General features: G+C 48.8%; 25 protein-coding genes, 2 rRNA genes and 1 pseudogene. 12 read left to right on the forward strand and 16 right to left on the reverse strand.

The features are described 5' to 3' along the window. Positions 1 to 26: 26 nt before the first annotated feature. Complete coding sequence (locus tag H6F68_RS04375) at positions 27 to 635, reverse strand: LuxR family transcriptional regulator (RefSeq protein ID WP_190556700.1); 609 nt, start codon at positions 633 to 635, stop codon at positions 27 to 29. A gap of 373 nt (positions 636 to 1,008) precedes the next feature. After that, positions 1,009 to 2,640: a mechanosensitive ion channel family protein gene (locus tag H6F68_RS29575; RefSeq protein ID WP_190556702.1), complete on the reverse strand. Its 1,632-nt coding sequence runs from the start codon at positions 2,638 to 2,640 to the stop codon at positions 1,009 to 1,011. A 427-nt stretch (positions 2,641 to 3,067) separates the two neighbouring features. Here H6F68_RS29575 and H6F68_RS04385 point away from each other — a divergent pair, with 427 nt between their 5' ends. Next, positions 3,068 to 4,168, forward strand: coding sequence for a hypothetical protein (locus tag H6F68_RS04385; RefSeq protein ID WP_190556704.1), 1,101 nt, complete (start codon positions 3,068 to 3,070; stop codon positions 4,166 to 4,168). 205 nt (positions 4,169 to 4,373) lie between these two features. Here the strand turns inward: H6F68_RS04385 and H6F68_RS04390 are convergent, their stop codons facing one another. The 3 genes from H6F68_RS04390 to H6F68_RS04400 form a co-directional block, all read right to left on the reverse strand. Next, positions 4,374 to 4,853, reverse strand: a complete 480-nt coding sequence (locus H6F68_RS04390; protein ID WP_190556706.1) for a hypothetical protein — start codon at positions 4,851 to 4,853, stop codon at positions 4,374 to 4,376. A 150-nt stretch (positions 4,854 to 5,003) separates the two neighbouring features. Further along, positions 5,004 to 5,591, reverse strand: coding sequence for an SMI1/KNR4 family protein (locus tag H6F68_RS04395; RefSeq protein WP_190556708.1), 588 nt, complete (start codon positions 5,589 to 5,591; stop codon positions 5,004 to 5,006). A 39-nt stretch (positions 5,592 to 5,630) separates the two neighbouring features. Then, on the reverse strand, positions 5,631 to 8,039 hold the full coding sequence (locus H6F68_RS04400) for a PhoD-like phosphatase (protein ID WP_190556710.1): 2,409 nt from the start codon (positions 8,037 to 8,039) through the stop codon (positions 5,631 to 5,633). Between the two features lie 135 nt (positions 8,040 to 8,174). Here H6F68_RS04400 and H6F68_RS04405 point away from each other — a divergent pair, with 135 nt between their 5' ends. The 3 genes and pseudogenes from H6F68_RS04405 to H6F68_RS04415 form a co-directional block, all read left to right on the forward strand. After that, the gene (locus H6F68_RS04405) at positions 8,175 to 8,522 is read left to right on the forward strand and encodes a hypothetical protein (protein ID WP_206755495.1); all 348 of its coding nucleotides are present in this window, start codon (positions 8,175 to 8,177) and stop codon (positions 8,520 to 8,522) included. A 109-nt stretch (positions 8,523 to 8,631) separates the two neighbouring features. Beyond that, positions 8,632 to 8,835 carry a DUF433 domain-containing protein gene (locus H6F68_RS04410; protein WP_313930018.1) on the forward strand — a complete coding sequence of 68 codons (204 nt, stop codon included), beginning with the start codon at positions 8,632 to 8,634 and terminating at the stop codon, positions 8,833 to 8,835. 16 nt (positions 8,836 to 8,851) lie between these two features. Further along, positions 8,852 to 9,043 (forward strand): annotated as a pseudogene (locus H6F68_RS04415) (DUF5615 family PIN-like protein); the annotation flags it as partial. Here the strand turns inward: H6F68_RS04415 and H6F68_RS04420 are convergent. Further along, on the reverse strand, positions 9,027 to 10,253 hold the full coding sequence (locus H6F68_RS04420) for an FAD-dependent hydroxylase (protein WP_190556717.1): 1,227 nt from the start codon (positions 10,251 to 10,253) through the stop codon (positions 9,027 to 9,029). The pseudogene H6F68_RS04415 and the gene H6F68_RS04420 overlap by 17 nt on opposite strands. A gap of 318 nt (positions 10,254 to 10,571) precedes the next feature. Between H6F68_RS04420 and panB the strand changes: the two genes are divergently transcribed. After that, positions 10,572 to 11,354 (forward strand): 3-methyl-2-oxobutanoate hydroxymethyltransferase, encoded by a 783-nt coding sequence (gene panB, locus H6F68_RS04425; RefSeq protein ID WP_190550838.1) that lies wholly within the window; start codon positions 10,572 to 10,574, stop codon positions 11,352 to 11,354. 4 nt (positions 11,355 to 11,358) lie between these two features. Here the strand turns inward: panB and H6F68_RS04430 are convergent, their stop codons facing one another. From H6F68_RS04430 to H6F68_RS04450, 5 genes are all read right to left on the reverse strand, one after another. Continuing rightward, positions 11,359 to 11,736 (reverse strand): hypothetical protein, encoded by a 378-nt coding sequence (locus H6F68_RS04430; protein ID WP_190431041.1) that lies wholly within the window; start codon positions 11,734 to 11,736, stop codon positions 11,359 to 11,361. A 7-nt stretch (positions 11,737 to 11,743) separates the two neighbouring features. Then, on the reverse strand, positions 11,744 to 12,148 hold the full coding sequence (locus tag H6F68_RS04435) for a helix-turn-helix transcriptional regulator (protein WP_190556719.1): 405 nt from the start codon (positions 12,146 to 12,148) through the stop codon (positions 11,744 to 11,746). Positions 12,149 to 12,370: 222 nt separating this feature from the next. Next, a complete protein-coding gene (locus tag H6F68_RS04440; RefSeq protein WP_190550835.1) occupies positions 12,371 to 12,745 on the reverse strand; it encodes a hypothetical protein in 375 nt (124 codons plus the stop codon). Positions 12,746 to 12,853: 108 nt separating this feature from the next. Then, positions 12,854 to 13,132, reverse strand: a complete 279-nt coding sequence (locus H6F68_RS04445; RefSeq protein WP_190550833.1) for a hypothetical protein — start codon at positions 13,130 to 13,132, stop codon at positions 12,854 to 12,856. 82 nt (positions 13,133 to 13,214) lie between these two features. Further along, positions 13,215 to 13,598 (reverse strand): hypothetical protein, encoded by a 384-nt coding sequence (locus H6F68_RS04450; protein WP_190556722.1) that lies wholly within the window; start codon positions 13,596 to 13,598, stop codon positions 13,215 to 13,217. A gap of 278 nt (positions 13,599 to 13,876) precedes the next feature. Between H6F68_RS04450 and H6F68_RS04455 the strand changes: the two genes are divergently transcribed. From H6F68_RS04455 to H6F68_RS04470, 4 genes are all read left to right on the forward strand, one after another. Continuing rightward, entirely contained in the window at positions 13,877 to 15,448 is a 1,572-nt protein-coding gene (locus tag H6F68_RS04455; protein WP_190556725.1) for a sodium:proton antiporter, read from the forward strand. A 113-nt stretch (positions 15,449 to 15,561) separates the two neighbouring features. Next, complete coding sequence (ahcY, locus tag H6F68_RS04460; RefSeq protein ID WP_190431036.1) at positions 15,562 to 16,839, forward strand: adenosylhomocysteinase; 1,278 nt, start codon at positions 15,562 to 15,564, stop codon at positions 16,837 to 16,839. A gap of 85 nt (positions 16,840 to 16,924) precedes the next feature. Continuing rightward, positions 16,925 to 17,527 (forward strand): DedA family protein, encoded by a 603-nt coding sequence (locus H6F68_RS04465; protein ID WP_190556727.1) that lies wholly within the window; start codon positions 16,925 to 16,927, stop codon positions 17,525 to 17,527. Positions 17,528 to 17,610: 83 nt separating this feature from the next. Next, positions 17,611 to 19,341 carry an ABC transporter ATP-binding protein gene (locus H6F68_RS04470; RefSeq protein WP_190556729.1) on the forward strand — a complete coding sequence of 577 codons (1,731 nt, stop codon included), beginning with the start codon at positions 17,611 to 17,613 and terminating at the stop codon, positions 19,339 to 19,341. On the opposite strand, the gene H6F68_RS04475 is transcribed toward H6F68_RS04470, so the two are convergent. Continuing rightward, on the reverse strand, positions 19,342 to 19,758 hold the full coding sequence (locus H6F68_RS04475) for a cytochrome c (protein WP_199299867.1): 417 nt from the start codon (positions 19,756 to 19,758) through the stop codon (positions 19,342 to 19,344). Positions 19,759 to 19,950: 192 nt separating this feature from the next. On the opposite strand from H6F68_RS04475, the gene petG reads away from it, so the two are divergent. Continuing rightward, positions 19,951 to 20,064 carry a cytochrome b6-f complex subunit V gene (gene petG, locus H6F68_RS04480; protein WP_190431032.1) on the forward strand — a complete coding sequence of 38 codons (114 nt, stop codon included), beginning with the start codon at positions 19,951 to 19,953 and terminating at the stop codon, positions 20,062 to 20,064. 174 nt (positions 20,065 to 20,238) lie between these two features. Here the strand turns inward: petG and rsmD are convergent, their stop codons facing one another. Together rsmD and hisH are read right to left on the reverse strand one after the other, a co-directional pair. Then, complete coding sequence (gene rsmD, locus H6F68_RS04485; protein WP_190556731.1) at positions 20,239 to 20,787, reverse strand: 16S rRNA (guanine(966)-N(2))-methyltransferase RsmD; 549 nt, start codon at positions 20,785 to 20,787, stop codon at positions 20,239 to 20,241. Between the two features lie 57 nt (positions 20,788 to 20,844). Further along, the gene (gene hisH / locus H6F68_RS04490) at positions 20,845 to 21,489 is read right to left on the reverse strand and encodes an imidazole glycerol phosphate synthase subunit HisH (protein WP_190556733.1); all 645 of its coding nucleotides are present in this window, start codon (positions 21,487 to 21,489) and stop codon (positions 20,845 to 20,847) included. Positions 21,490 to 21,551: 62 nt separating this feature from the next. Between hisH and H6F68_RS04495 the strand changes: the two genes are divergently transcribed. Together H6F68_RS04495 and H6F68_RS04500 are read left to right on the forward strand one after the other, a co-directional pair. Further along, entirely contained in the window at positions 21,552 to 22,064 is a 513-nt protein-coding gene (locus H6F68_RS04495) for a peptidase C15 (RefSeq protein WP_190556735.1), read from the forward strand. A gap of 106 nt (positions 22,065 to 22,170) precedes the next feature. Continuing rightward, positions 22,171 to 23,544: a DUF3370 domain-containing protein gene (locus tag H6F68_RS04500; RefSeq protein WP_190556737.1), complete on the forward strand. Its 1,374-nt coding sequence runs from the start codon at positions 22,171 to 22,173 to the stop codon at positions 23,542 to 23,544. Between the two features lie 63 nt (positions 23,545 to 23,607). On the opposite strand, the gene rrf is transcribed toward H6F68_RS04500, so the two are convergent. Next, positions 23,608 to 23,724 (reverse strand): 5S ribosomal RNA (gene rrf, locus H6F68_RS04505). Positions 23,725 to 23,791: 67 nt separating this feature from the next. Beyond that, a 23S ribosomal RNA gene (locus H6F68_RS04510) occupies positions 23,792 to 24,010 on the reverse strand; the annotation flags it as partial.

Genomic DNA, 24,010 nt, shown 5'->3' on the forward strand with positions numbered 1-24,010 from the left:
GGCTAGCTTTTGGAAGCGATCGCCCGCTAGGATTCTATTTCTAGAACTCCCTTTCTTTTGGCATGAATACTTTTCATATGCCGCTTCACAGTGTTGACTGTGATGTATAGCTTTGTAGCGATTTCTTTATAGGAATAGTTGTCTTGATACAGTAACCAAACTTCTGCTTCTCTTGGTGTGAGGCGATATTGCTGTACTTCCGCGATCGCTTTATTTTGCATCGCTTGATACCGATCTTCAAGGGTGACTAATACAAATGGAGATTCGCTGTTCTCAGGCTTCAGCCAACTAGCCCGCACCCGAATAGTATTGAAATTAGGCGTAGTAACTTCTGACTCCACAACTAAGGCTGAGCTACCTCGTTGGTGATTTTTCACTAGAACCTCACAAACCAGCCAAATTTGCTGAGGGGCACGATGGGGTTGGGTTAAGTTCTGAGTTAGTTGACCACAAACTTGGCGGGCGTAAGAATTGCCATGCACCCAGTCACCAGCGGGTGTTAAGAGCAAAATGCCATCCATAAAGCCTTCAATGGCTTCTTGCAGCAGAGCAGGTTTTAATCTTGAGGTTAGTCGTCGGTCTAAACCTTGAATGGATCGATCAGTTCTTTCAGGGGCATTGATTAAACTGTTCATTTCGGGGTTACTGAATAAGTATTTTGAAATTTGAACCTACAGAGTTTTAGTTGGACTTATTTCAGATCACTCAATAGGTTGGACTTCGTTTTTTATGCGCTTAGCTCATAATTTCGAGAAGAATTACCTTAAAAACGCAAAGCGTTATAAAAATTAAAATTGTCAGCAAAAATCTACTAATTCTCTCTAAAAAGACCTACCATTCTGGCAGTATTACCGAAAAAATTGGCCTTTCACCTAATACTGAGTGTCGAAAAGTTCTTTCTAAGCGATCGCCCTTATTATCCTTCACCCAAAAGAGCGATCGCGCATCTCCTTGCTATGATTCAAGGCTCGATTACGGATTTAGCTTGAGCATTAAGGATCTTGTTTTCTAATCATGGTTGCCATTATTTGCCGTCTCAGGTTCACCGAGAGCGTCCACCTGCAACTTAGCTGACAGTTGTAGAATTGCTTTTTGCAGTTGAGGAGAAAGTTCTATCGAGCCAGAACGGATATGCAGATCTCGTTGTGGTAAGGGAACCTCGATCTGGCGTTGCCGTAATAGTGCTTCTATACGGAAGTAAAGCTCACTCTTTAGGAAAAACTGTTTGCTCGGCTCCGCTGTCCACACCAACAATTCAAAGTTGAGTGCATGTTCGCCAAATCCTTGAAACCAGACTTGGGGCGGCGGCACAGTTAGAACTCCCCGATGAGCCTTGGTCGCTTCTAGCAGCGTGAGACGCACCAGATTAGGCTCTGAGTGATAGGCCACATGCACAGGCAGGTGCAAACGAACAATGGAGCTATGGTAGGTCCAGTTTTTCACCTCTCCTTCTAGCAAGCGCGAATTCGGCACAATGATCGAGATCTGGTCGAGGGTGCGAATAATCGTGCTGCGGGCTCCAATGCGCTCAATCGTGCCCTGATATTCCCCGACTTCAACAAAGTCCCCCACCTGCACCGGTCGCTCAAACAGCAGCACTACGCCACTACCAAAATTCTTGGCAATGTCTTGAAAGCCAAAGCCAATCCCTACGCCCAGGGCACTAGCCACGATCGCTAATGAGGTGATGTCTAAGCCCCAAATTTGCAGCAGTACAATGGAGCCAATGAAGATCAGCGTGTACTTGGTGATGATAGCAACTGCTTCTTGAGCACTACGGTTGATGCCAGAGACACTCAAAATTCGCGATCGCAGGACATTGGTAACGGCTCCCGCTAAACCGACTAAACCTAGCAGCAAACCCACCAGAATCAGCAAATCGATGATCGAATAGGCTTGCTTGCCCAAGCTAATGATGGGAGCGGTAAAACTCGTCATCAACGCACTGACAGCGCTGTAGGTCCATCGCCGGGACACCGGAAACAGATTCATGACATAGAAGACTGACCCTAGCCAGAGAATGCTGCGAGCGATCGCCAAGCTTAGATAAAGCAGCAGATCGAGCAAACGAGGTTGTCCCTCAGGTACTGCATTCAAGTTGGGAAACAGTCGCTGAAATCCAGGGCGCAGGGAGTAGTGCCAGAAACGCCCTAGCAACAGATGCAGGATCAAGTCAACTAGCAGAACACTAGCCGCAATCAGCAACGCCTTTCGGACAAACTCATCGCCACGCTCGGTCTGGGATTCGTAGACTAAGGCCTGAATTTGTTCTGCCCAGAGCAACGCTTGGTCCATCGGCGTGCGAGCCAGAATCGTATCCCGCTCCGTCACTGTCAGCAGATAGCGATCGTTGATGACAATGGTAGGTAACTGATTGCGCTCTTCCACCTCAACGACTGCTGGTTCTGACGTCTGAACCACTTCTCGCAGTTGCAAGTTGATTAAATCGGCTCGATCTTGAGCGCTAAAATCTCCTGAAGCACTGACGCGAAACACGGTGCGGCCATCTAGAACCACAGGCGCTTTTGCCGTAGATTGCGCCTGAGCTACAGGTGGACTCAGCACGAGGAAGCCGATTAATGCGATCGCCACTCCAGCCGTCCTGAGTAGCTGAGAGAAAGCTGCTAAATACCGATTCACGTAGCTATCACGGATAGAAACACAATGAAGAGTCAGAGGGATGGCATGACTTAAAGGGCCAACACTCGTAACGTTTTAGCAGCTATTAGTTGTTGCTGTCGTCTCCCTGTTGGTAGGCAAATTCAGATAATAACCAAGGTCAGTGTAAAACGATCGCCCAAAAATAGCACCGCTCGTCAGGGTAAGAGGGGTGGGCAGTCAAATAATTGGCTGTGTGTGAGCAAGCAGTAAGTACGATAGTGCGATCGCAACGTCTCCCAGTTTTCCTGGTCCTCCATCGCTTATTTCTCTTCTATGGAAACTTCAGCTCAGCCAGTGTGCCAGATCTTTTTTTGGTATTAATTAGCGGATGGTTTCAGAAACTCCTGGGACAGGCAATGAAGCTTGAATCATCAACCTGAAAATTGTCACTGCCTAGGAGATTTTTATGCGTCAGCTAATTCTCAAACAAATGAAGTGCTATGAATCAGAAGATTGGGGTGCCGATGAGTGCCGCCTCGAAATCTTTGCCGATGGAGCACTTCAGCCTTATTTAAAGACCAGCCTAAATAACGGCCAAGCTTGGACCCTCAATCGAACTTACAACTTTAGAAACAACATCGATATTAAGCTGTGGGACGAAGATTCTCCAGACGGAGATGATTTTTTAGGCTCAGCCAGAATTGAAACAGGGATAACCGATAGCGCTGTATCTTTTACTCAAGACGGCGCAAATTACAAGCTCTGGTATCAAGTCGTAGAAGTACCAGATGTTGACCCCGTGCAAGCGGCGATCGCAGCCTTTGAGCGATCGCCTCAGCCTGGTGTTTGGCCCTACATCGAAAAAGCTGCTCTCCTAGCCGATATTCGGGCTACGGTGCTCAATCCCTTCGCTGTCAACCAAAGCTACACGCCTTTTTGTGGCCCTACAGCAATCGTATATGAATTAGTGTCTAAGCAGCCTGCTCGCTATGTTTCTATCTGTCAGTCTTTGTATGAAACAGGGCAGTTTCAGAGCCGCACGAAAGTAGTTAGACCTGCGGATGGGTTGCGAAATAGCAAAGTCCGTGACGGTATTTCGGTTGCCGATTGGATGTTGATTGCGACGCTGCGAGACACTGAGAACCTGGTCTTTCCCGTTGATGCTAGCTCTAGCGGACTGGTGAATAATATTGCAGGTATCACCACTCCTTGGGAGATGAAAGGCTGGATCTACGAAATTCTGGGCTATGACCAGGTGAATTTTGAATCAACCTTTATCTATGGTGAGTTCGATGCCATGCGCAGCGCTCAAGCGGCTCGAAAGCAAGGTGGTGTTGCCTTTTTATTGATTGACGCTTCCATGCTGCAAGGCTCTGCCCCTGCGATCGCCTACCCCAACCATTGGGTGTCCTATCTAGGCAACTTGCAGATCGATGATGGGGTTTGGTATCAACATGACAGCGGTCATATCCGTTTCGACTGCTATAGCTGGGGCCGCAAATACTCGGTTGATCTAGGTGAAGGCCCTTTTGAAGACTACATGTGGGGCATCGTCACTGGATATTAGAGTTCTTGTAAATCAATTGAGGTAGACGAAGCACCTACCTTAATTGAGCAAAATTTAGTTGCCGCCAAACAGCAAAGGGACGATATCCAAGAAATGCTGATTTGGCGGATCTTGAAGCGCTAGCGATCGCTCGTTGGCTTGATATACCGCTGAACAAGGTGAGAAAAGTTCGCCGTTTCATTCGCACTGCTGTACTCGTAGAACTCTAGGAGCTACTGACACAGGAATATTGCAATTCACTAAAATCTTTGGGATTGAAGACGGAATTTGATCCCGTAAAACCTTGACCTCGCCCAAATTGATTGCGGGGTAGCTGTCCAGATTGAAGCTGGTAGACCTGACTGGAAATCGGTAAATTGTTGACCCCTGGTTTTACGATTGGGGTGACAATCAGCTGCACCAACTGCCCTCGATCAGGCTCGTCATAATAGAGAGCTTGAAACTCAAAATTATTGAGTGTTACCTTTGCAGGCTTGCGATCGCGCCGAATCGTTAGTTTGGCTTGCTGCTCTGGACGATAGCTGAGGGTAATACTAGGTCTGTAAACCAGCGTACATTGAGCGATCGCCGCAGGAGTTGGTTTTGGTGTAGATGCAGCGGTAGGTGCTGGTGTAGATCCATTAACGAGTAAACCAACCAACAGCATCGGCGAAATGATCGGTTCTAGATGTCGAAAGAGTGCCATTGTTCTCAACTTAAGCGGGGTTCATCTAGTTCTAATCTGCCACTTTCAACGACCCAAGCTAAGGTTGTTACAGTTTTAGATCTGCCTATCCACTCAAGCCCTGTGCAATATTAGATGCTCATGCTTAATCATCTTGGAGTTAGAGTTCAGCTACCAACCATCAGCATAAAGAGCGGCAACAGTATCCAGATTGTATTTGCGACGAACTTCACCAAATCGCACCACATCTGCAACTTCTAAATCTCCATTGATGTGGGTGTAAATTCCTGTTTCATAGCATTCCGCGATCGCCAACATCATGTTTGTCAGACTGGTAAAAGCAAAGCTAAGGGAGCCATCATCGCAACCGATATGAAACACAGGCGTATGAGAACTTGAGGCATCTCCCCCAGGAACCGCAAAGTACTCCCCATCAAAGTCCAACACCGGAAAGAGATATTGCGGATCTCCATCTTGTTCTCGAATTTCTAGCCAGTAAGATTCATTAATTGCCGCTGCGCACTCCAAGGCACTGTCTAAGCCGAGTAAGCGGTGATAGACGAAGACTCCATCGTACGGGTTGCCATTTCGCCATTGATACAGTTCATAGACTTCCTGGGATACCCGAAAAGGTAACTGGCTCAGCTTGGTTTCAATCTCTACCAGCGGCAACCCTGGTGCGAAACCTGATATAGCATTAGGGCTATACTGTTGCAGCCAATGTAGAATCCGGTTAAGAGCTTCGGTCAACGCTGACATACACCACTTCTCCCAAACATATCTACTCCGCGAAAAGACTCAATCAAGATGATTTACAGGATGATGCGGAGGCTGAATCTTTGCCAGCAGCGTTTGATTCGGGGCAACGGAGCTAACAAAGGAGCTATAAACAATTTGAGTTGGTTGCCAAGGCGAGAACCAGTAGAGATATTGAGCGATCGCATAAGCTCTACTACTAGCTGTAGGTTCAAACTGAATCACTGCTAAGTTATTTAATCCCACGACTTCTCGCCCATCCTGAAACCAGCGGTATCTCCAAAGCAGGAGAGGTTGTAACCAGCGGTGTCTAATGTTCCTTGCTCGTCTCCAAGGAGGTAGCAACCACGGCACCTCAACGCCAAAGGGAGAAATTCGCGTCTGATCTCGTGGCACCCATTCTAAAGCACAGGTCCAATCGGGTTGGGTAGAGGGAAGATTATCTTCTTTTAAAGAGGCGATCGCTCTGCCAGAACGTTTTTCAGTTAAAGAAAAAGCTCCACGGCGAAGGCGAGGCAACTGTTTAGTTGAAAGCTCTACCATATCGGGCGAGTTGCTCCACCCCATCCAGTAACGTGTCTTTTCTGGTAGGAGCCAATCCTTTAATCGTGTGTGAATCAGTCGAGTTATGGTTTCTTCATTCTTCAGCGCACTACAAGTCAATTGCACCAAGACAGAGGCTGGAGCAGCAGAGGGTGGATTGCTTTGATGAGATAGACGCACCACTGAGCTGTAATGGATATCCCCAGACATCACGATCACTTGTTGACGCTGCTCAAATAAGGTAGTGAGGAGTTGCGCTAAAGCTTCAGTATTGACGTTCCAAGCATCGCCGACATCTGTAGCAAATACTTTATTCTTGCTTAACTGCCACTGATGAATCCAGTCAATCACTTTCATCCCAAACACATTGGTTGGGGCAATGATAAAGGTAGCTTGGAGCTTGTCTGTGTTTTGCAGGGGTAAAGTGAGTTGCCGCTCGAACGCTTGAGGACACAACAACATAGGTGGGGCGATCGCTTTTTCATCGGCGGGATAACCTCGCCAAGTGCGCGTATCCAACACCAAAACTTCGTGGCAAGCGCTCCGGACTGTATAGTGCCAAGTGATAGCTTCCGGATGCCGTTCTAACACCAGCACAGGTCCATCGGAGACAAAGGTGGGTAAGCCTGTGAGAGAGTCAGGACTAGGCATTCCCACATGACGAGCGATCGCCTCATAAGCCGTTCTGTCCGTTCCCTCTGAAGCAGACCAAGCTTGTGCAGCAGCCAATAGCTTTTCGCCTGAGCTTCCTGCAGCAAACTGCTCTGGTGTGTTGCCCCAAGCTTGGAACACAGCATACCCCAACAGAGAATTTTGCACCGCTCGTCGCCCTAGCGGTCGGCCCAACACCCGCAAACACCAAGCTTGATTCAGGTTCCAGTCATCACTAACATCATGATCATCAAAGATGGTGTACATCGGAACATTGGCAAGAGCCCGCCGCACTTTCCAGAGGGTATGAATAAACTGCCGCATATCCCTAGCTTCTCGGTCCCAAGCTCGAATTGCCTTGCGATCGCAAGGCATCTCTTTGCCCAAAGGGATAGGATTTGGCCAACAAACCGGAGACCAAGCGAGAATATAAGATGCGTAGTACTCGCCCAAACTCAGGAGATGGCTCGTTGTCTTAGCACGTTGATTTCTTAACCCTGCTGTAAAGCCCGCCTGGGTAGTCGCCACCTCAGCGCGTTGTCCGGCGGGTAGTTCGTCAGGTGTGCGATAAACCACGTCATTCGGCTCCCGCCGTCCTATGGGTAGCTTCTCTTTCCAACCTAGAAGCGCATCGCCGAGATGGCTGGCTACCCACAGCAAGGGATCTGCCACATCATCTCCATAAATTTGATCTCCAGTCAAAAACAACTGATGAGGACGATGCCGAGGTTGGTTTGCCGTCTCCTCAATCAGACAGTCGAGTAGCGGTAGGGCATCGAAGCCATTGCCATGAGGTTTGCGGCAGGAGCCTTGTGCTATTCGCAGATCTTGCAGTCGAGCTGGAGACAAAGCAAAAGTTGGTTTCTCATGAGTAAAGTAGCTGATGGTGACAGTAGGAAAATTGTCAGCACATAAAGCTTGTTGCAGCGTATAGAAAATAGGTGTTGGCTCTAGGGTTTCAAACCGGAGATCGTAAGCATAGATGCGATCGCTTGTGAGCTGCTTAGTAGCATGAGCTGTCACTGCCACGACATGCAGGAACTTGCCCAGCGCTACCGTAGAGCGGCTTCCTTCTAATAGGCAATCGCTTAGAACTTCACCTTGATCTGTCGTTTCGTATATCTTGAGTTCTACTTGACACGGCTGTCTCAGGGCTAACCAAACTGTGACTGATTCTGAGTCTGTATGTTGCAGAATTGGCCCTGCTAATATCAGGGGCAGTTCACTCAAAAACTCGTCCCAGGCTTGGTCTTTCATCGCAAACTACCGAATGATTTCCGTAGTCTAGCCGAAAATTGTAGTCTTGCTTACAGAACAAGCACTGAAAGAGGCGATCGCCATTAGATAAAATTTTGGAAAGGCGATCTAAGCCAACCATTTATAGCAGCCACTATGGTCATGCATGAAGTTTACAGGGAGGATGGCTCCACCTTTTTAGCTAGAGAAGTTCAAGCCACCCTAAAGCCACAAGAAGTTATGCAAATCGTATCTTCTCATGCCATCCAATTTGCTTTTTTGGAAATCAACAAAAAGATTTATCTACACGAACCTGAAGACATCAATTTATTTTGGGAAGAGGAGGTCAAGCCAAAATTATGTAGATCCTTAGGTCCAAAGGTTTCGAGAAGGCTCACTAAAAAAGGTATTCCCACACATGAGCAATTTAATTATTGCTACTTTGCCTCACTTTGGAAGTCTGAATTTTCAGAGAAGATAATAGTTTTATTCACTGCTCATTAGGCAGTCTTACTAAGAAATTGCTTCTTTACCAAAGCAGTTTGTATATGAAAGCAACCAACTCTACTTTATGAGGCATCTCATGAATTAGATATCGAATCTACTAAATCGAATTACCCAAACGCCAGGTCAATGCGGAGGTCGTCCTTGTATTAGAGGCATAAGAATTCGAGTAAGCGATATTTTAGAGATGTTAGCTGAAAACGTCAGTACTACAGAAATTCTAGAAGATTTCCCTGACCTTGAGTTTGAAGACATTCAAGCTTGCTTAATCTTTGCGACACGGCGCACTGATTTTCCTCGATTAACCGCATGAACAAACTGCTAATGCTGTTGTAATGACCAAAGATAGTGACTTTATTGATTTGGTTTGCAGACTAGGAACACCACCCCAAATCCTTTGGCTAACTTGTGGCAATGTCACCAATCGCAATTTACAACAGCTCTTAACAGCAACTTTGCCAGAAGCTCTAGAAAAGCTAGGGCAAGGTGAGGCAATCGTAGAAATCAGTAATGTTCCATAAGGGTCTGATGTCTCGCTAGTTGGGGCGAGCGCCCAGTTTGCCCAGTCATTAATCGCAAAGCCAGATACTTTAACGGTCTAAGAGTTCCCATCAGCTGAAGACCCAAGCGGCGGATAATTACCAATGGCAACCAATTAGTTGAGAAACAGCGATCGAGGAAATCGGTAAAGCCAAGGATTGTGAGGTTTTCGAGTTTGCGCCAGCGTTCGTAGCGTCGCAGCACTTTCAAATCACCAATGTCTTCTCCTTTTTGGTGCGCCTGCAATAACACCTGAGCCAATGCTGCCGCATCTCGAATTCCCATGTTTAAGCCTTGACCACCTACCGGATGACAACAATGGGCTGCATCTCCCACCAACGCCAAACGCGATAACGTATAGCAATCGCTCTGCATCAACTGCACCTGAAACACATAGCGATCGCTAGCCAGAGATAACTTGCCCATTTGGTCGCCATAGCGCCGAGAGAGTTCTGTAAGGAAAGCTCCATCGTCTAAATCAGCCATTGCCTTCGCTTCTGCGTGGGGAGCTGTCCAGACAATCTGGCAACGATTTCCAGGTAGGGGCAAAATCGCAAACGGGCCACTTGGCCAGAACCGCTCATAGGCAATGCTGCCGTGCTCTTTTTCCGGCTGAACCACACAAGTAATGCAGGACTGCCAATACTTCCAGCCACGAGTGCGAATTCCAGCCTCTTGACGAATGGGCGATCGCGAACCATCCGCCGCTACCAGCAAGCGGGTGCGAATGATCCGAGTTTCTCCCTCAACCTTAACTTGCAACTCCACCCCATCCGGTTGATAGTGCGCCTGCACCACCTCCGCCGGACACAATTCCATAATGTTCGGGCTGTTGTCTAAGCACTCATACAACGCCTGCATGATGACGTTGTGTTCTGCGACATAGCCCAGCGCCTCCGTACCCAAATCCTCCGGCAAAAACCGCACCGCGTGGGGGTAGTCTGCATCCGAAAGACGAATTTGGCAAAACGTCGTAATCTTCGGCAGAATCTGCTGCCACAACCCCAAACCCTGAAAAATCTTGCCCGATAGCAACGTCACCGCGTAAGCCTGCCGTCTGCTCAACCCCGCTGTCCGAGGTCGCGCCTCAATTAGCGCCACCCGCAACCCCGAATCCCGCAACGCACAAGCCAGCAGCGTCCCGACAATTCCGCCACCCGCGATCGCCAAATCATAGTCAAACCCAGCCATGCTTAACCGTCTTTAATAAAACAGCCTGAGAAATTGTGATTTTTCTTAATTGTTACGCGAACCGCCCAGAGGAGCAAGGAGAAGTAAGGATGGAAGAGGAGGGATGAAGGATGAAAGGGGTGAGGAATGAGGAGCAAGAACAGAAGACCAAAAGTATCGAAACGCTTATAGCTAGATTCGTCTGGAGGAGGTCTGGAGGACGCAGCCGTCCTTCAGCGGGGGTTTGGGGGCAAGTGTCCCCAAGCTCTTGGTTTTAGCGCCTAGTTGCGATCGCACACATAAACAAGTGAGACTAGAACTTCGTTCAGCAAAGTAAACATGACAGTTAAAATCCAGCAGTTGAGCCAATGGAAACAGCAAGGTCGTCCCATCGTCGTACTTACCGCTTGGGACTACGCATTCGCTCAAATTCTGGATCAAGCAGGTGCCGATATTCTCCTCGTTGGAGATTCGCTAGCAATGGTGGCACTAGGCTACGAAACCACATTGCCCATTACTCTCGAAGAAATGCTGCACCATGCTAAAGCAGTTCGCCGAGGAGTCAAACAAGCACTAATTGTCGTTGACCTACCATTTTTGAGCTATCAAGAGAGTTGGCAACAAGCCATCCAATCAGCAGGGCGAGTCCTCAAAGAAACAGGTGCCCAAGCCGTGAAACTAGAAGGCGGATACCCAGCGATGGCTGATACTGTCACTCATTTAGTCCAGGTTGGCATCCCTGTGATGGGGCACGTCGGTCTGACCCCACAGTCAGTCCATCAACTTGGCTACCGTCAACAAGGCAAATCCGTAGAAGCCAAAGAACGAATTTTGGCAGAAGCGATCGCCCTCGAACAAGCGGGAGCCTTCGCGATCGTCTTGGAACATATCCCTGCTGATTTAGCTCAGCAAATCACCCAGAAACTCACTATTCCTACTATCGGCATTGGTGCTGGCCCGCACTGTGACGGTCAGGTGCTTGTTACAGCGGATTTGCTAGGGCTCTCCAGTTGGCAACCTCCTTTCGCCAAAACCTACGCCAACTTACGAGAGAGCATTACCCAAGCAGTGCAAGGCTTTGCCAGTGAGGTGCGATCGCAGGAGTTTCCGCCTAAACCATAAAAGCCTACAGTTTTTCTTCCAGCGGCTTACAAAAATCGTCGATTCCAGCTTTAGCGGCGTAGATGCTCACGAGAGTTGCCAGTTCCCAAGGTAACGCTTTGGTCTCGACTAGCTGTGTGATGGTAGTCGCCACGCGGTTGTCCACCAAATCGGCTCGTAATTCTGCCTGACATAGCCTGGGCCGCCAGCGCTTCGCTAAACTCGTGATCCAACCCTCAGAGGTGGTAGGTTGTTGCCCAACCTGGATTGCTAGGGCGATCGCCGCATCCTCCAGATCCCCCTCACAGTCCTCAATCACATCTAAAGCAACCAAAGCTTGAGGATAATCGCTCAGTTCAGCGCGAAAATCAGAAATTTCTGTCGGCGTGAGAATTGTATCCATAATCAAATTAACTAGACGAATGAATAGAAGCTGATGGCCGCTTTACTTCAGGCTGGCTAAGGCGTAATTCTTGCACCAATCCTTCAACAGATCCCCGGAGTTGGTCCACCGCTAGCTTTAAATCTGCAAGCTCTGTATCTAAGTGATCTAAACGCCCTTCTATCGCTTTAAAGTCGAAATTTGTCTGAGTAGTCGTCAATTGCCAGAAGGAACAATTGAGGGCAGAAAGCACTTTTTGAACGGTAGAAAAATTAGGATCGTAGTCCGAATCATTCAGAATCCGATTAATTTGCTGAGTATAGCCTAAAGCACTGCCTCCATGCTCTTTAGCAATTCGCGCGGAAATTTTGCGAATGCTCATCTGCTGAGTTTTCATCAGCTCTCGAATTAATTCCACCACATTTTCTTGCATAAACCTCCTTCATCTACTAGGCTTAAATTAAGAACTTGAATCACTAAGTGACCTTCACCTCGCGGCGGGGGCCACTTTTTTATTTCTATTTATTTGTATAAGTAATTAAGTGTAGAAATACCGCTTGATTTTCAAGAAAAAAGCAGCAGGACAAGGGTCCTACTGCCACTACATTTCTCTCAAAAACAGATTTGAGAGCAGAGAAGCTGAACGGTTAAGTGACTAAAGCCCAACGAACTCGCGAGTTTCCAAGCCAGTGAGCTGCTGAGCGATCGCGAGACGAGTTTCCAGCTTGGCAACGCTAAACTCGTTCCGCAAATGCTCTAGATGAGCCAAGGCATTAGATTTCTCGGTGCTCAGACGCAGCAGGGCATCCATCGCATGCTGATACTCAGGATTTACTTGCAGCACTTCAAAACGGCGAGCCTTGCGTTGGTTGTCATTCTTCAAGTTGGTTTCAAACGCCACGACCATGTCAGCATTGCCTTCTAAGCGAGCAATATGCTGGCGGGCTTCCCCAATTTGGTGCTCCAGCTCATTCACTGCCTGAGCAGCTTGAGCGATCGCGGCAGGATACTGGCTGATGCTGAATTTCATAAATATCTTCCCTAAGCAAACTAAGAACTTGAATGTAAGGGTCAGGAATCAATAAGAGGCTGAGTAGAACAGCAACCCAGCCTAGAAAGCAATAGGCATCAGCCTAAATTACGCAGCTAGTTCCTCCAACTGCACTCGCTGCGATCGCACTGCCGCATCCAGATCGCTGGGAAGCAGACGCTTCGCTTGAGCATTAGGTGCGGTCTGCTCCAATACCTGAACTTCAATATTGACCGATACCAAATAAGAGCCAGCCGCTTCCCCGACTGCCTCGGCAATTAGCTCAGCCAGGTCAGGGCGATTGGCGGTGATGGGGTCGCGGAGGGTACAACGGTCCCAGTCATATTTGGCGGTTGGGTCCACGCTGAGAATGTAGTGCTTAGTCATGGCGCAAGAACTTGAATCACTGTATTTATTGTAGTGTATTGCCACCACATTTTCAAGAAAAAACAGGCCCGTTGTACACTGCTTAAGCAGCCAAAACTGGAGGTGCAACCTGTAAGGCGCGATCGCGAATATTGGCTTGACTAGCACTCAAACTGGGCCGTTTTACGTCCATCCGATCCCAATAGGCTAAGACCTTTGCGAGGTCAGTATGCTCCCGCAAAGCGATCTCATAGGTGTACTGAGACAGCATCTTTCCGCGCCGGAGCTGATAGGTATAACCCAAGCCAGATAAGTACTTGGCGAAAGCTTGAGCCTTGCTCAACTTGTCGAAACCGAAGTAGCAAGCTGCGGCAGGTCCACCCGATTTAGGCAACTTCTGAAAGGGGCTGCGTACGACCAAAACTCGGGATGACAGGTACTGACCGACGCGACCTTGCTGTAACGAAAAAAAGCGACCGATCTGCATATTTAGAACTTGAATCTCACTAGATCTATTGTAGTTTATAAGCACTACATACAGAGCCTATGTAGATGTCTTATTTTAGGGTAATAACCACCCTGGAAGCGCTGAAAAATCGACCATTTTTGCGACCAAAACTGAGGAGCTAGCCTTCGATACCATTATAGTATTTCTGTACTAACAGCGTCTTGGTTCAATCCAATAGCCTCTAGATAGCATCCGGGGTGAGTATGTCACTATGGCAGCAAATCACAATCGTGATTTGTTGTTCATTCTTCGTAACTATGGCTGTAGAAGCAATAACAGAGGGAGTTGCGATCGAGCAAAATCTCAAGCAATTTCTCTTGGTGCTCTCTGTCTCCTTAAGCGTTGCTACCCTACCCCGGATCATTAGTTGGTTTCGCCAAATCCCCTACACGCTGCTGTTGGTGATTGTGGGGCTAGGGCTGGCGTTTATTGATATTCGCTTAGTGAATCTTTCGCCAGAGCTAATTCTGTCTATCTTTTTACCACCGCTGTTATTTGAGGCAGCTTGGAATATCAAGTGGTCTAACCTCAAGCAAGACTTGATCCCGATTAGCTTATTTGCAGTCCTAGGGGTGGTCATTTCGATCGCCGGGGTCGCTGGGGGACTGATCTACTTAGGGGGTGTCTCCTTGACCACAGCCCTGCTAGTTGGGGCTAGCTTATCCGCCACCGATCCGGTGTCTGTAATTGCTTTGTTTCGAGAGCTAGGCGCAGGTAAACGGTTGACCACCTTGATGGAAGGCGAAAGTCTATTTAACGATGGCATGGCTGTGGTTGCCTTTGGGTTTCTGGTGGGCCTGCCCCTCGGCACTAGCAACTGGGACATCTCAGCTCTGCTCGCCAGTTTAATTGGGGTGGTTGGGATTGGGATTGGCGTGGGCTGTCTGATTGGCTTTGGTATTTCCTATCTGACCCAGCGGTTTGATTTACCCTTGGTGGAGCAATCTCTGACCCTTGTTTCAGCCTACGGTACCTACTTGATTACCGAAGACTTGGGTGGTTCTGGTGTGATCGGCGTCGTCACGACTGGCATCATTTTGGGCAACATCGGCTCTCGGATTGGCATGAGTCCTCGAACTCGGCTGGTAGTGACTGAGTTTTGGGACTTCTTAGCTTTTTTCGTCAACTCAATCGTGTTCTTGCTGATTGGTGATCAAATTCATTTTTCGGTGCTCGGTGCGAACCTAGGCACGATCGCCATCACGATTGGGGCCATGCTCCTCTCCCGTGCGATCGCCATCTATGCTTTAGGTGCCCTGAGTAATAGGGTAGCCAAATCTGGCATTTCCTTACCAGACCAGACGGTGTTGTGGTGGGGAGGACTGCGCGGCTCGGTTTCCATCGCTCTGGCCTTGAGTGTACCCACGATTTTGGGAGAGCGAGAAGAAATCATTGCCACTGTCTTTGGCGCGGTTCTATTCACCCTCTTAGTCCAAGGACTTACGGTCAAACCTTTACTAAAGCGGCTAGGGCTCCTAAACGATCAACCCATTCGGCAAAAATATGTAGAAACGATCGCTCGTTGGGTGGCGATTAATCGAGTCAAAAAACACCTGACGCAAAGCGATCGCCCAGAAATCGACCCAGAGTTCTACCGCTACCAAACTGCATTAGTCAAAGGTCAGCTCAGCGATTTGCAGAGTGAGATTGACCAACTCCACAATGAGTATCCGGATCTGCGCGATTTTAGCCATGAGCTTCTATGGGAAGAACTAACGGCGATCGAAGCTGATACCTATGCAGAATTTGTGCGGGCAGGTCGCCTGAATAGCAAACTCGCTCCTCTGCTGGCAGAAAACTTAACTCAGGTTGAAGAGAAACCCCTGTAGTCTTTACCGCAGTCTTTGCCGCTAATCAGACCTGCTCCCAGGTGTTAGATCATCAGCAAATGCGGTTAGTCTAGTTTAAGTCAGTGAGTTCAATATTCTAAGGAAGCAATTTCATGACCGCGACTCCCATCCGGCTGAAGCACGAAGTCAAAGATTTATCACTTGCACCCCAAGGCAGACAGCGGATCGAATGGGCTGGGCGGGAAATGCCTGTTCTACGTCAGATCCGCGATCGCTTTGCTCAAGAAAAGCCATTTGAAGGGCTGCGTCTCGTTGCTTGCTGCCACGTTACCACGGAAACTGCGCACTTGGCGATCGCGCTCAAAGCGGGTGGAGCCGACGCCATCTTGATCGCCAGCAACCCCCTCTCTACTCAAGATGACGTGGCTGCTAGCTTGGTTGCCGATCACGACATCTCTGTATATGCCCAAAAAGGCGAAGACAACGACACTTACCACCGTCACGTCCAAATCGCGCTAGATCATCGTCCCAACATCATCATCGACGACGGTAGCGATGTGGTTGCAACTCTAATTCAACAGCGCCAGCACCAAATCGCTGACCTGATTGGCACCACCGAAGAAACCACCACCGGGATCGTGCGCCTGCAAGCCATGCTGAGAGATGGCGTGCTCACCTTCCCCGCCATGAACGTCAACGACGCTGACACCAAGCACTTTTTCGATAACCGCTACGGTACAGGCCAATCCACCTTAGACGGCATCATCCGCGCCACCAACATTCTGCTGGCTGGTAAAACGCTGGTGGTCGCTGGTTATGGTTGGTGTGGTAAGGGCACCGCTATGCGCGCTCGCGGCCTTGGCTCCAACGTTGTCGTGACTGAAATCGACCCCATCAAGGCGATCGAAGCAGTCATGGATGGCTTCCGGGTCATGCCCATGTCTGAAGCTGCCGCGATCGGCGATATCTTTGTGACTGTTACAGGCAACAAGCATGTCATCCGGGCCGAGCACTTTGCAGCCATGAAAGATGGTGCGATCGTTTGTAACTCTGGTCACTTCGACATCGAAATTGACCTCAAATCCTTGGGTGCTAAAGCGACCGAAGTGAAGGATGTTCGTAACTTTACCCAAGAATATCGCTTGCAAAACGGCAAGTCGGTTGTGGTACTAGGAGAAGGCCGCTTGGTCAACCTGGCTGCGGCAGAAGGCCATCCTAGCGCTGTGATGGATATGAGCTTTGCCAACCAAGCTCTCGCTTGCGAACACTTGGTGAAAAACAAGGGTAACTTGGCCCCTGGCATTCACTCTATTCCCACTGAAGTCGATCGCGAAATTGCGCGCTTGAAATTGCAAGCAATGGGTGTGCAAATTGATACGCTCACCCCTGAGCAGATTGAGTACATTAACTCTTGGACTGCTGGAACCTAAACCTAGTTTTTAGCATTCTCTGAAATGGGGCGTTCTCAGCGCCCCATTTGTTTATGTTCTAAATTACCTGTGAGGAATTGAGCAGATGGCTGAGTGGATTACCAACACCATGAACTCCCTAGGCTACGTGGGTATTGGTCTATTGATGTTTTTGGAGAACCTCTTTCCACCCATTCCATCTGAGCTAATCATGCCTCTGGCAGGCTTCACAGTTTATCAAGGCAAAATGCAGTTTTTCTATGCCGTCTTAGCAGGGGTTCTGGGTACGGTATTGGGAGCCTTGCCCTGGTACTATGCAGGCAAATTACTGGGCGAGGAGCGGTTAAAAGCTCTAGCCGATCGCTATGGCAAATGGTTATCTATTTCTAGCAAGGACATTGACCGAGCCGATGACTGGTTCGATCGCTACAATGCCAAGGCTGTCTTTTTCTGCCGTCTCGTCCCTGGTGTCCGGACGCTGATTTCTCTCCCTGCTGGCATTAGCGGCATGCCGATGATACCGTTTCTGATCTACTCCACCCTAGGCACCACTTTATGGGTGAGTCTGTTGACTTATGCAGGCTACGCCCTTGGCCAAAACTATCATGTGGTGGATAAATATATCGGGCCGCTCTCTAAAGTAGTCCTCTGCATTCTGATTGCAGCTTTCATTATTTGGGTGGTTAAGAAGAACTGGAAACGCGCCTAAGTTTCCTCAGGCTACGCCATTCAGAAACTACCAAAAACTGGTAGCGTCAGACAAAGGAGAGAACACTTGCTGGACGCTACCCCTTGAAGACACGATCGCACTATTGGCAGTTACTGCCCTACCTCAAACCTCACTGGCGCACGATCGCGCGAGCTTTTGCTTGCACGCTTGTATTTACTGCTTTTTGGCCTGCTTTAGTCTGGTTAGCAGGGAAGCTGCTGAGTCTCACTGCCAAAGGAGACATCAGGGAGCTGGCTCAAGTGGCAGGGGTAGTTGCCGTCGGGTTTTTGGTGCAGAAAACAGCTCAGTATGGGCAAGATTCGCTCATGGCTAAGGCTGCTTTGGCGATCGCCTATGATCTACGTCGGCGAGTCTATAGCCATCTGCAAACCCTCAACCTCAGCTATTTTGAAACCGCTCAAACTGGAGACTTAACCTACCGCCTGACCGAAGATATCGATCGCATTGGCGAAGTCGTGAATAAGATCTTTCATGACTTCATTCCTTGCGTGTTGCAACTCATAGTCGTGTTGGGCTACATGATCTATCTCAACTGGCAACTGACCCTCGCAACCTTTCTTGTTGCTCCCCTGATGGGGGTTCTGATTAGTTGGTTTGGTCAAAAAATGCTGCTTTTTTCTCGCAGCAGTCAAAATCGAGTTTCTGACTTGTCCTCACTGCTCACCGAAGTGTTTAGTGGCATTCGCTTAGTGCGGGCCTTTGCCGCCGAGGACTATGAAATCGATCGCTTTAGTCGCGAAGCAGAGCGCAATCGCCAAGCCAAATATCTAGCCGCTTGGTTGCGGGCGGTGCAATTTCCTGTAGTGGGGTTTCTCTACGCGCTAAGTGTGCTGTTGTTGCTGCTTTTAGGGGGTTGGCAGATCTCCCAAGGCAACCTAACTGGAGCTGAGTTTGGTAGTTATGTGGCGGGCGTTGGCTTGCTGATCGATCCGATCGCGCACATTACCGATAACTACAACGAATTCAAGCAAGGCGAAGCGTCGGTTGATCGCATCTATGAGTTGTTTGCCATCCAGCCCGCTGTCACGGAAAAAGCGAATGCTCAGTCCATGCCTGCGGTGACTGGCAAAGTGGAGTGTCGCAACATTGGTTTTAGCTACCAACCCGATCAGCCTGTGCTGGAAAATCTCAGCCTCCTAGCTTTGCCTGGAGAAGCGATCGCCCTCGTCGGTGCTTCTGGAGCGGGAAAAACGACATTGGTCAACTTGCTCCCCCGGTTTTATGACCCTCAAGCAGGACAAGTATTGATTGATGGCGTGGATATCCGCGATGTCACTCTCCGCAGTTTACGGCAGCAGATTGGCATTGTCCCTCAAGAAACGATCTTGTTTTCTGGAACGATCGCCCAAAACATTGCCTTTGGTCGCGCTAAGTTTGACCTAGATGCTGTGGAATCCGCTGCCAAAGTTGCCAACGCCCATCAGTTTATTAATCAGCTTCCGGAAGGTTATCAAACTTGGGTGGGAGAACGTGGGGTTAATTTATCGGGAGGGCAGCGCCAACGAATTGCGATCGCCCGTGCAGTACTTCTAGACCCCCGCATTCTCATCTTGGATGAAGCGACCTCAGCTTTAGACTCCGAATCTGAAGCCTTGGTGCAAGAAGCGTTAGAACGGTTGATGCAAGGTCGTACTGTGTTCATCATTGCCCATCGTCTTGCGACTGTCCGGCGCGCCGATCGCATTTTGGTATTGGAAAAAGGCCGTGTGGTGGAGTCGGGGACTCATGCCGAACTTTTAGCGCAAGGCGATCGCTATGCTCGCTTCTACGCTCAACAATTCCAAATTGGCTAGTTAAAGCGTTTCCAGGTAGCTCAGCAAATCTGTCATTTCTTGCGGACTCGGCTGGAATTGCGGCATGGGGGGCGTTCTGCCGCTAATCACTTGATGAATTAGCTTTAACTTTGACTTTCGCCCAGAGATATTCCGCAAACTCGGACCCACGCGACCGTCTGCTTCTAGGCCATGACATCCAGCACAATTCATTTGAAAGATGGCATGGCCCAGCACTGGGTCTCCTCTAAGAGACAGCACACTTTTGACGTAAGGATCAGAAACCTGCCATTGGTGGACACCCAGAATCACCAACAAAATCGTCAGCAAAATTGACAGCGCAATTAAGCTGATCTTCTGAATTAAAATTTCGGGCTTAATCGTCTGGTTATCCAAAAGATTTCTAACTGTAAAGGAGATATACAAAGAATTTTTCATTCAATAACATAGCTTAAAAGTTTCAAAGCGTGCAGGCAACCGGAGAGAGTTTTCTCAGATGGCTGACCAAAGTCAACAATCCTGTGGCCTCACACAACCTCAACCAACAAAATCAACTTGGTGAAATACTAGTAGTATGAGAAACAGGCAAGAAACGTTAACGTACTGCAAACGGTCATAAGGAGATTTGACGTGGTAGAGCCTTTGCTTTCTGGGATTGTTCTCGGTTTGATTCCCATCACCCTAGCTGGATTGTTTGTTGCAGCGTACCTACAGTACCGTCGCGGCAACCAGCTCGGCCTGTAAAATCCATAAAATCTAGCCCTGGCCCTTGCGGAGTTTTCCTCCTAGGTCAGGGCTAACTTTTTGACTAGGATTTGCGATCGCGCCAAGCTGCCATTGCCCTGAGATATAGTCCAACACAAGGGTTAACCTGCCTTTGCTTACTAGATTGCCCAAATCGGTTTCTAGGGCTGCAAATCAAGTCGTAGCTTGACAGTAAAACGTTAAGGAAGTGTTGCCATAGTTTTTCTCACGGCAAACTTCCAGCGTGGGTATTTGACCGATTGTCCAACCTTGAGGGTCATGTTCCACAGCTACTTCGCCTCCTGGCGCTAGAAGTTCATAATGAGCGATCGCCTCTAAAACAGGTTGATACAAATCGCTAGCATAAGGCGGATCAAAATAAATACAGTCAAACTTCTGTCCCGCTGCGCCTGGCAAGCGCTGCAAGATATCTCCCCGCCACACCTGAAATTGCTGCTCTGGTTTGGCTACCTGCTGCCAATTTTGCCGAATCAAACTACAAGCTCGGCTCGATTGCTCAATTCCCAGTACTGAAGTAGCTCCCCGACAGAGGGCCTCTGCTCCCATCGCGCCGCTACCCGTACACAAATCCAGCCAACGGCAGCCTTCCACCTTTCCCTGCCACATGTTAAATAAAGCTTCTCGAACCCGAGCAGATGTAGGCCGAGTGACCTGTCCAGGCAGAGTCTTTAGTTGGCGATTTCCATAAATCCTTAAACTCATGGCTCAACGCAGCGATCGCTTACCATAGTCATCTTGCAGGGAAAAATATAATTGAAATTATCGTGATTCAACTAAACTGGCAGTCCGAACCTGACTGACAAAGTTCGCTAAAATCTGTAAGCCTGCGTCAGAAGACTTTTCGGGATGGAACTGCACCGCCATCAAGTTGTCTCGGGCGATTGCCGCTGTCACAATTTGGGAACCATGCGTCACTGTGGCAGCCCGAACTTGAGGATCAATAGGATCAACATAGTAAGAGTGGACAAAATACACCCAAGGCTGAGTTGGTAAGCTTTGCCAGATGGGCAGCTGGGGTTGCGTCAAGTTGAGCTGATTCCAGCCCATGTGGGGAATTGTAATTCCAGGCTCTCGGCGGAAATGACGCACCACCCCAGGCACAATTCCTAAGCCTGGTTCTTGGCCTTCCTCACTACCGTCAAACAAAATTTGCAAGCCTAAGCAAATGCCCAGAAATGGTTTACCACTGGCGATCGCTTGTTTGATTGGTGCTTCTAAATGGCGCGATCGCAGATGTTGCATTGCTGGGTCAAAGGCTCCCACGCCAGGGAGGACAACTGCATCCGTTTGGGCGATCTCATCAGGGCGATCGGTAATTTGAGGTGTGGCTCCTGCTCGCTCCAAGCCTTTGCAAACCGAGTGCAAGTTGCCCATGTCATAATCGACCACTGCAATGACTGCCATTAACCCACTTCCCTGCGCTGATTCAAAGTACTTTCATTGTAGTTGGTTGTAGATTACCTCTCATGCCACAAACCATCCTCCTCACTTCTTTTGCCACCTGGCAACCCCACCAGCAATCGAACTCTTCTGATGACTTACTGGAAATAGTCTCCCACCAAAATCCTTACCCCCAACAACTGCATTTTCTCCGCCAGATTCCAGTCAATTTTGATATCGCCCCATCTCAGCTTCTAGCCAAAGTAGATGAATTACAACCCAGCATCATCCTTTGTTGTGGCATGGCAGAAAGCCGCTGTCTGCTCACAGTGGAGTCCAATGGCAAGCATGGCGATGAGGTTATCACCACACCTCTAGATTTAGAGTCCTTAATCGCAGCCCTACGCATAACAGCCATCAGTCACGATGCTGGGCAATTTGTTTGTAATTGGCTTTATTACTCGCTCTTGAAATATTGCAGAGAGCAAAAGCTCCAGAATCATTGCCTCTTTGTTCACGTACCAGTTTTGACTCCACAAAACCTAGAACTCGTCGTGCCCGATTTCTTAACAATTATGCAGCGCTTGCTGAGCCTGTAACCGATCGGATTCACTCTAGACAAATCAATTTTCTCGAAGGCAAATATAAAAACCTACCGCACCCCGTAGACTTCTTATTATTGATACGTTTCGAGCAAACTGCCACATGTTCTCGTTGTTGCCCCTCTTCACTTTGGCTCAAGCCACTCCTACGCCTTCCCCACCGCCTTCGGAAGAATTTGTGCGTCTGCAAGAAGTCAGGGCGTTACCTGGTCAGTTAGATGATGTTTTAGTCTTCAATAGCAATAGCCCGGAAGTAGTGCAGAAAGAAGGGATTCTACTTTCGACCTTTCCTTCTGCAAATAAACGCTTTCCTGCGGCTCATCTTAATGTCCCCCTTCAGGGCCGCTTCGATCTCTTCGCACATCACATTGCTAAAGCGACTACCCCTGAAGATTTGAAGACACTGTATTTAGGTGCAATTCTCCACAACTCCAGCAGCCAACCAGTCACCGTTGATATTCTGCAAGCCGCTAGTTATCTCAGCCAACCAGATGCCCCCTTTATTGAGCTACCTCCCTACATTGAAAATCCAACTGGGAGCGTCTACGCAGGCCCAGGCGATCGCGCCATGAATGATATCTTGCGAGGCAGAAGGCAAGCTGACTTTCCAGCACAACTGGTAATTCCACCAAGAGAGAGCCGCATGCTCCTCAATCTCCCAATCCCAGTTAAAACTCTCGATCCGCCTATCAATGGTCGTTCTACATTAATGCGCTTAAGGAGCAACGGACCAGTCTATCTGGCTACTTTAGGGATGTTTGCGCAGACCAATGCGGATGGTAATGAACGGCCTCCCACACTAAAGGAATGGGAAAACCTCTTAAACAATGGTGAGTTATCAGGACCACGCGATCGAACTCCTACACCTCCAGATACCAAAACAGGCCAAGTAATTTACAGTCGAGTCGCTGGAGTCGCTCAAGGATCTACCTGGCAGTCTCAACTTGTCGATAGCTCCACTAACCAATTCCTAACCATTCCAACGGCAGGACAAGCATTCTCCTATGGCCTCAGCACATTACTAGCTGGCACTCTAGGGACGAATCAAATCCAGAGCGCTCCGATACAAGCTCGTTATTCCGATACAGCATACCAAGCCCACGGCAACTACGCAGTTCAGTACAACTTGACTCTGCCGCTCCACAATCCCACTAGCCAATCACAGAAAGTTACCGTTTCCCTAGAGACACCCCTCAAAGAAGATATGCTCAGCAAGCAGGGCCTACGCTTCCTAGAACCACCCGCTCGTCAAGTCTTCTTTCGGGGTAGCGTTCGGGTCCGTTATAACGATGAGGGCGATCGGCCGCTCACTCAATATATCCATTTAGTACAACGACGGGGCCAAGAAGGTGAACCACTCGTCACCTTAAACATTCCTAGCAACCAGCGTCGCCTCCTTCAGGTTGATCTTCTTTATCCTCCTGACTCAACTCCACCTCAGGTTCTAACAGTCAAAACCTTAAACACCACCAATTAGGCCCAAGAACTGTAACCAAAAAGGCTCCCTTGATTACAAAAAGGAGCCTTCTCTTAAATATTATCCTGGCATCGAGCTATTGTCCCGTGGGGCTGCCCCCAAAGTATCGTCGCCGCTACAGCGTTTCACCTCTGAGTTCGGGATGGGTCAGTGTGGTTCCACCGCGCCATGAACACCAGGAATATCTCCAAAACCTTGAAGGCTGCATAGTCCCTTGTCTTTTCGTCACCAACGTCTGTTGTGATTTGAGGTCAAGCCCTCGGTCTGTTAGTATTGCTCGACTTCATGTGTTGCCACACTTCCATCTACAACCTATTAACGGGTGTTCTGCCCGTGACCTTACTGGATTAACTCCATGAGAGCACTCATCTTGAGGTGGGCTTCCCACTTAGATGCTTTCAGCGGTTATCCGCTCCGCACTTGGCTACCCAGCGTTTACCGTTGGCACGATAACTGGTACACCAGC

Source organism: Trichocoleus sp. FACHB-262 (assembly GCF_014696035.1).
Taxonomy (GTDB): Bacteria; Cyanobacteriota; Cyanobacteriia; order FACHB-46; family FACHB-46; genus Trichocoleus.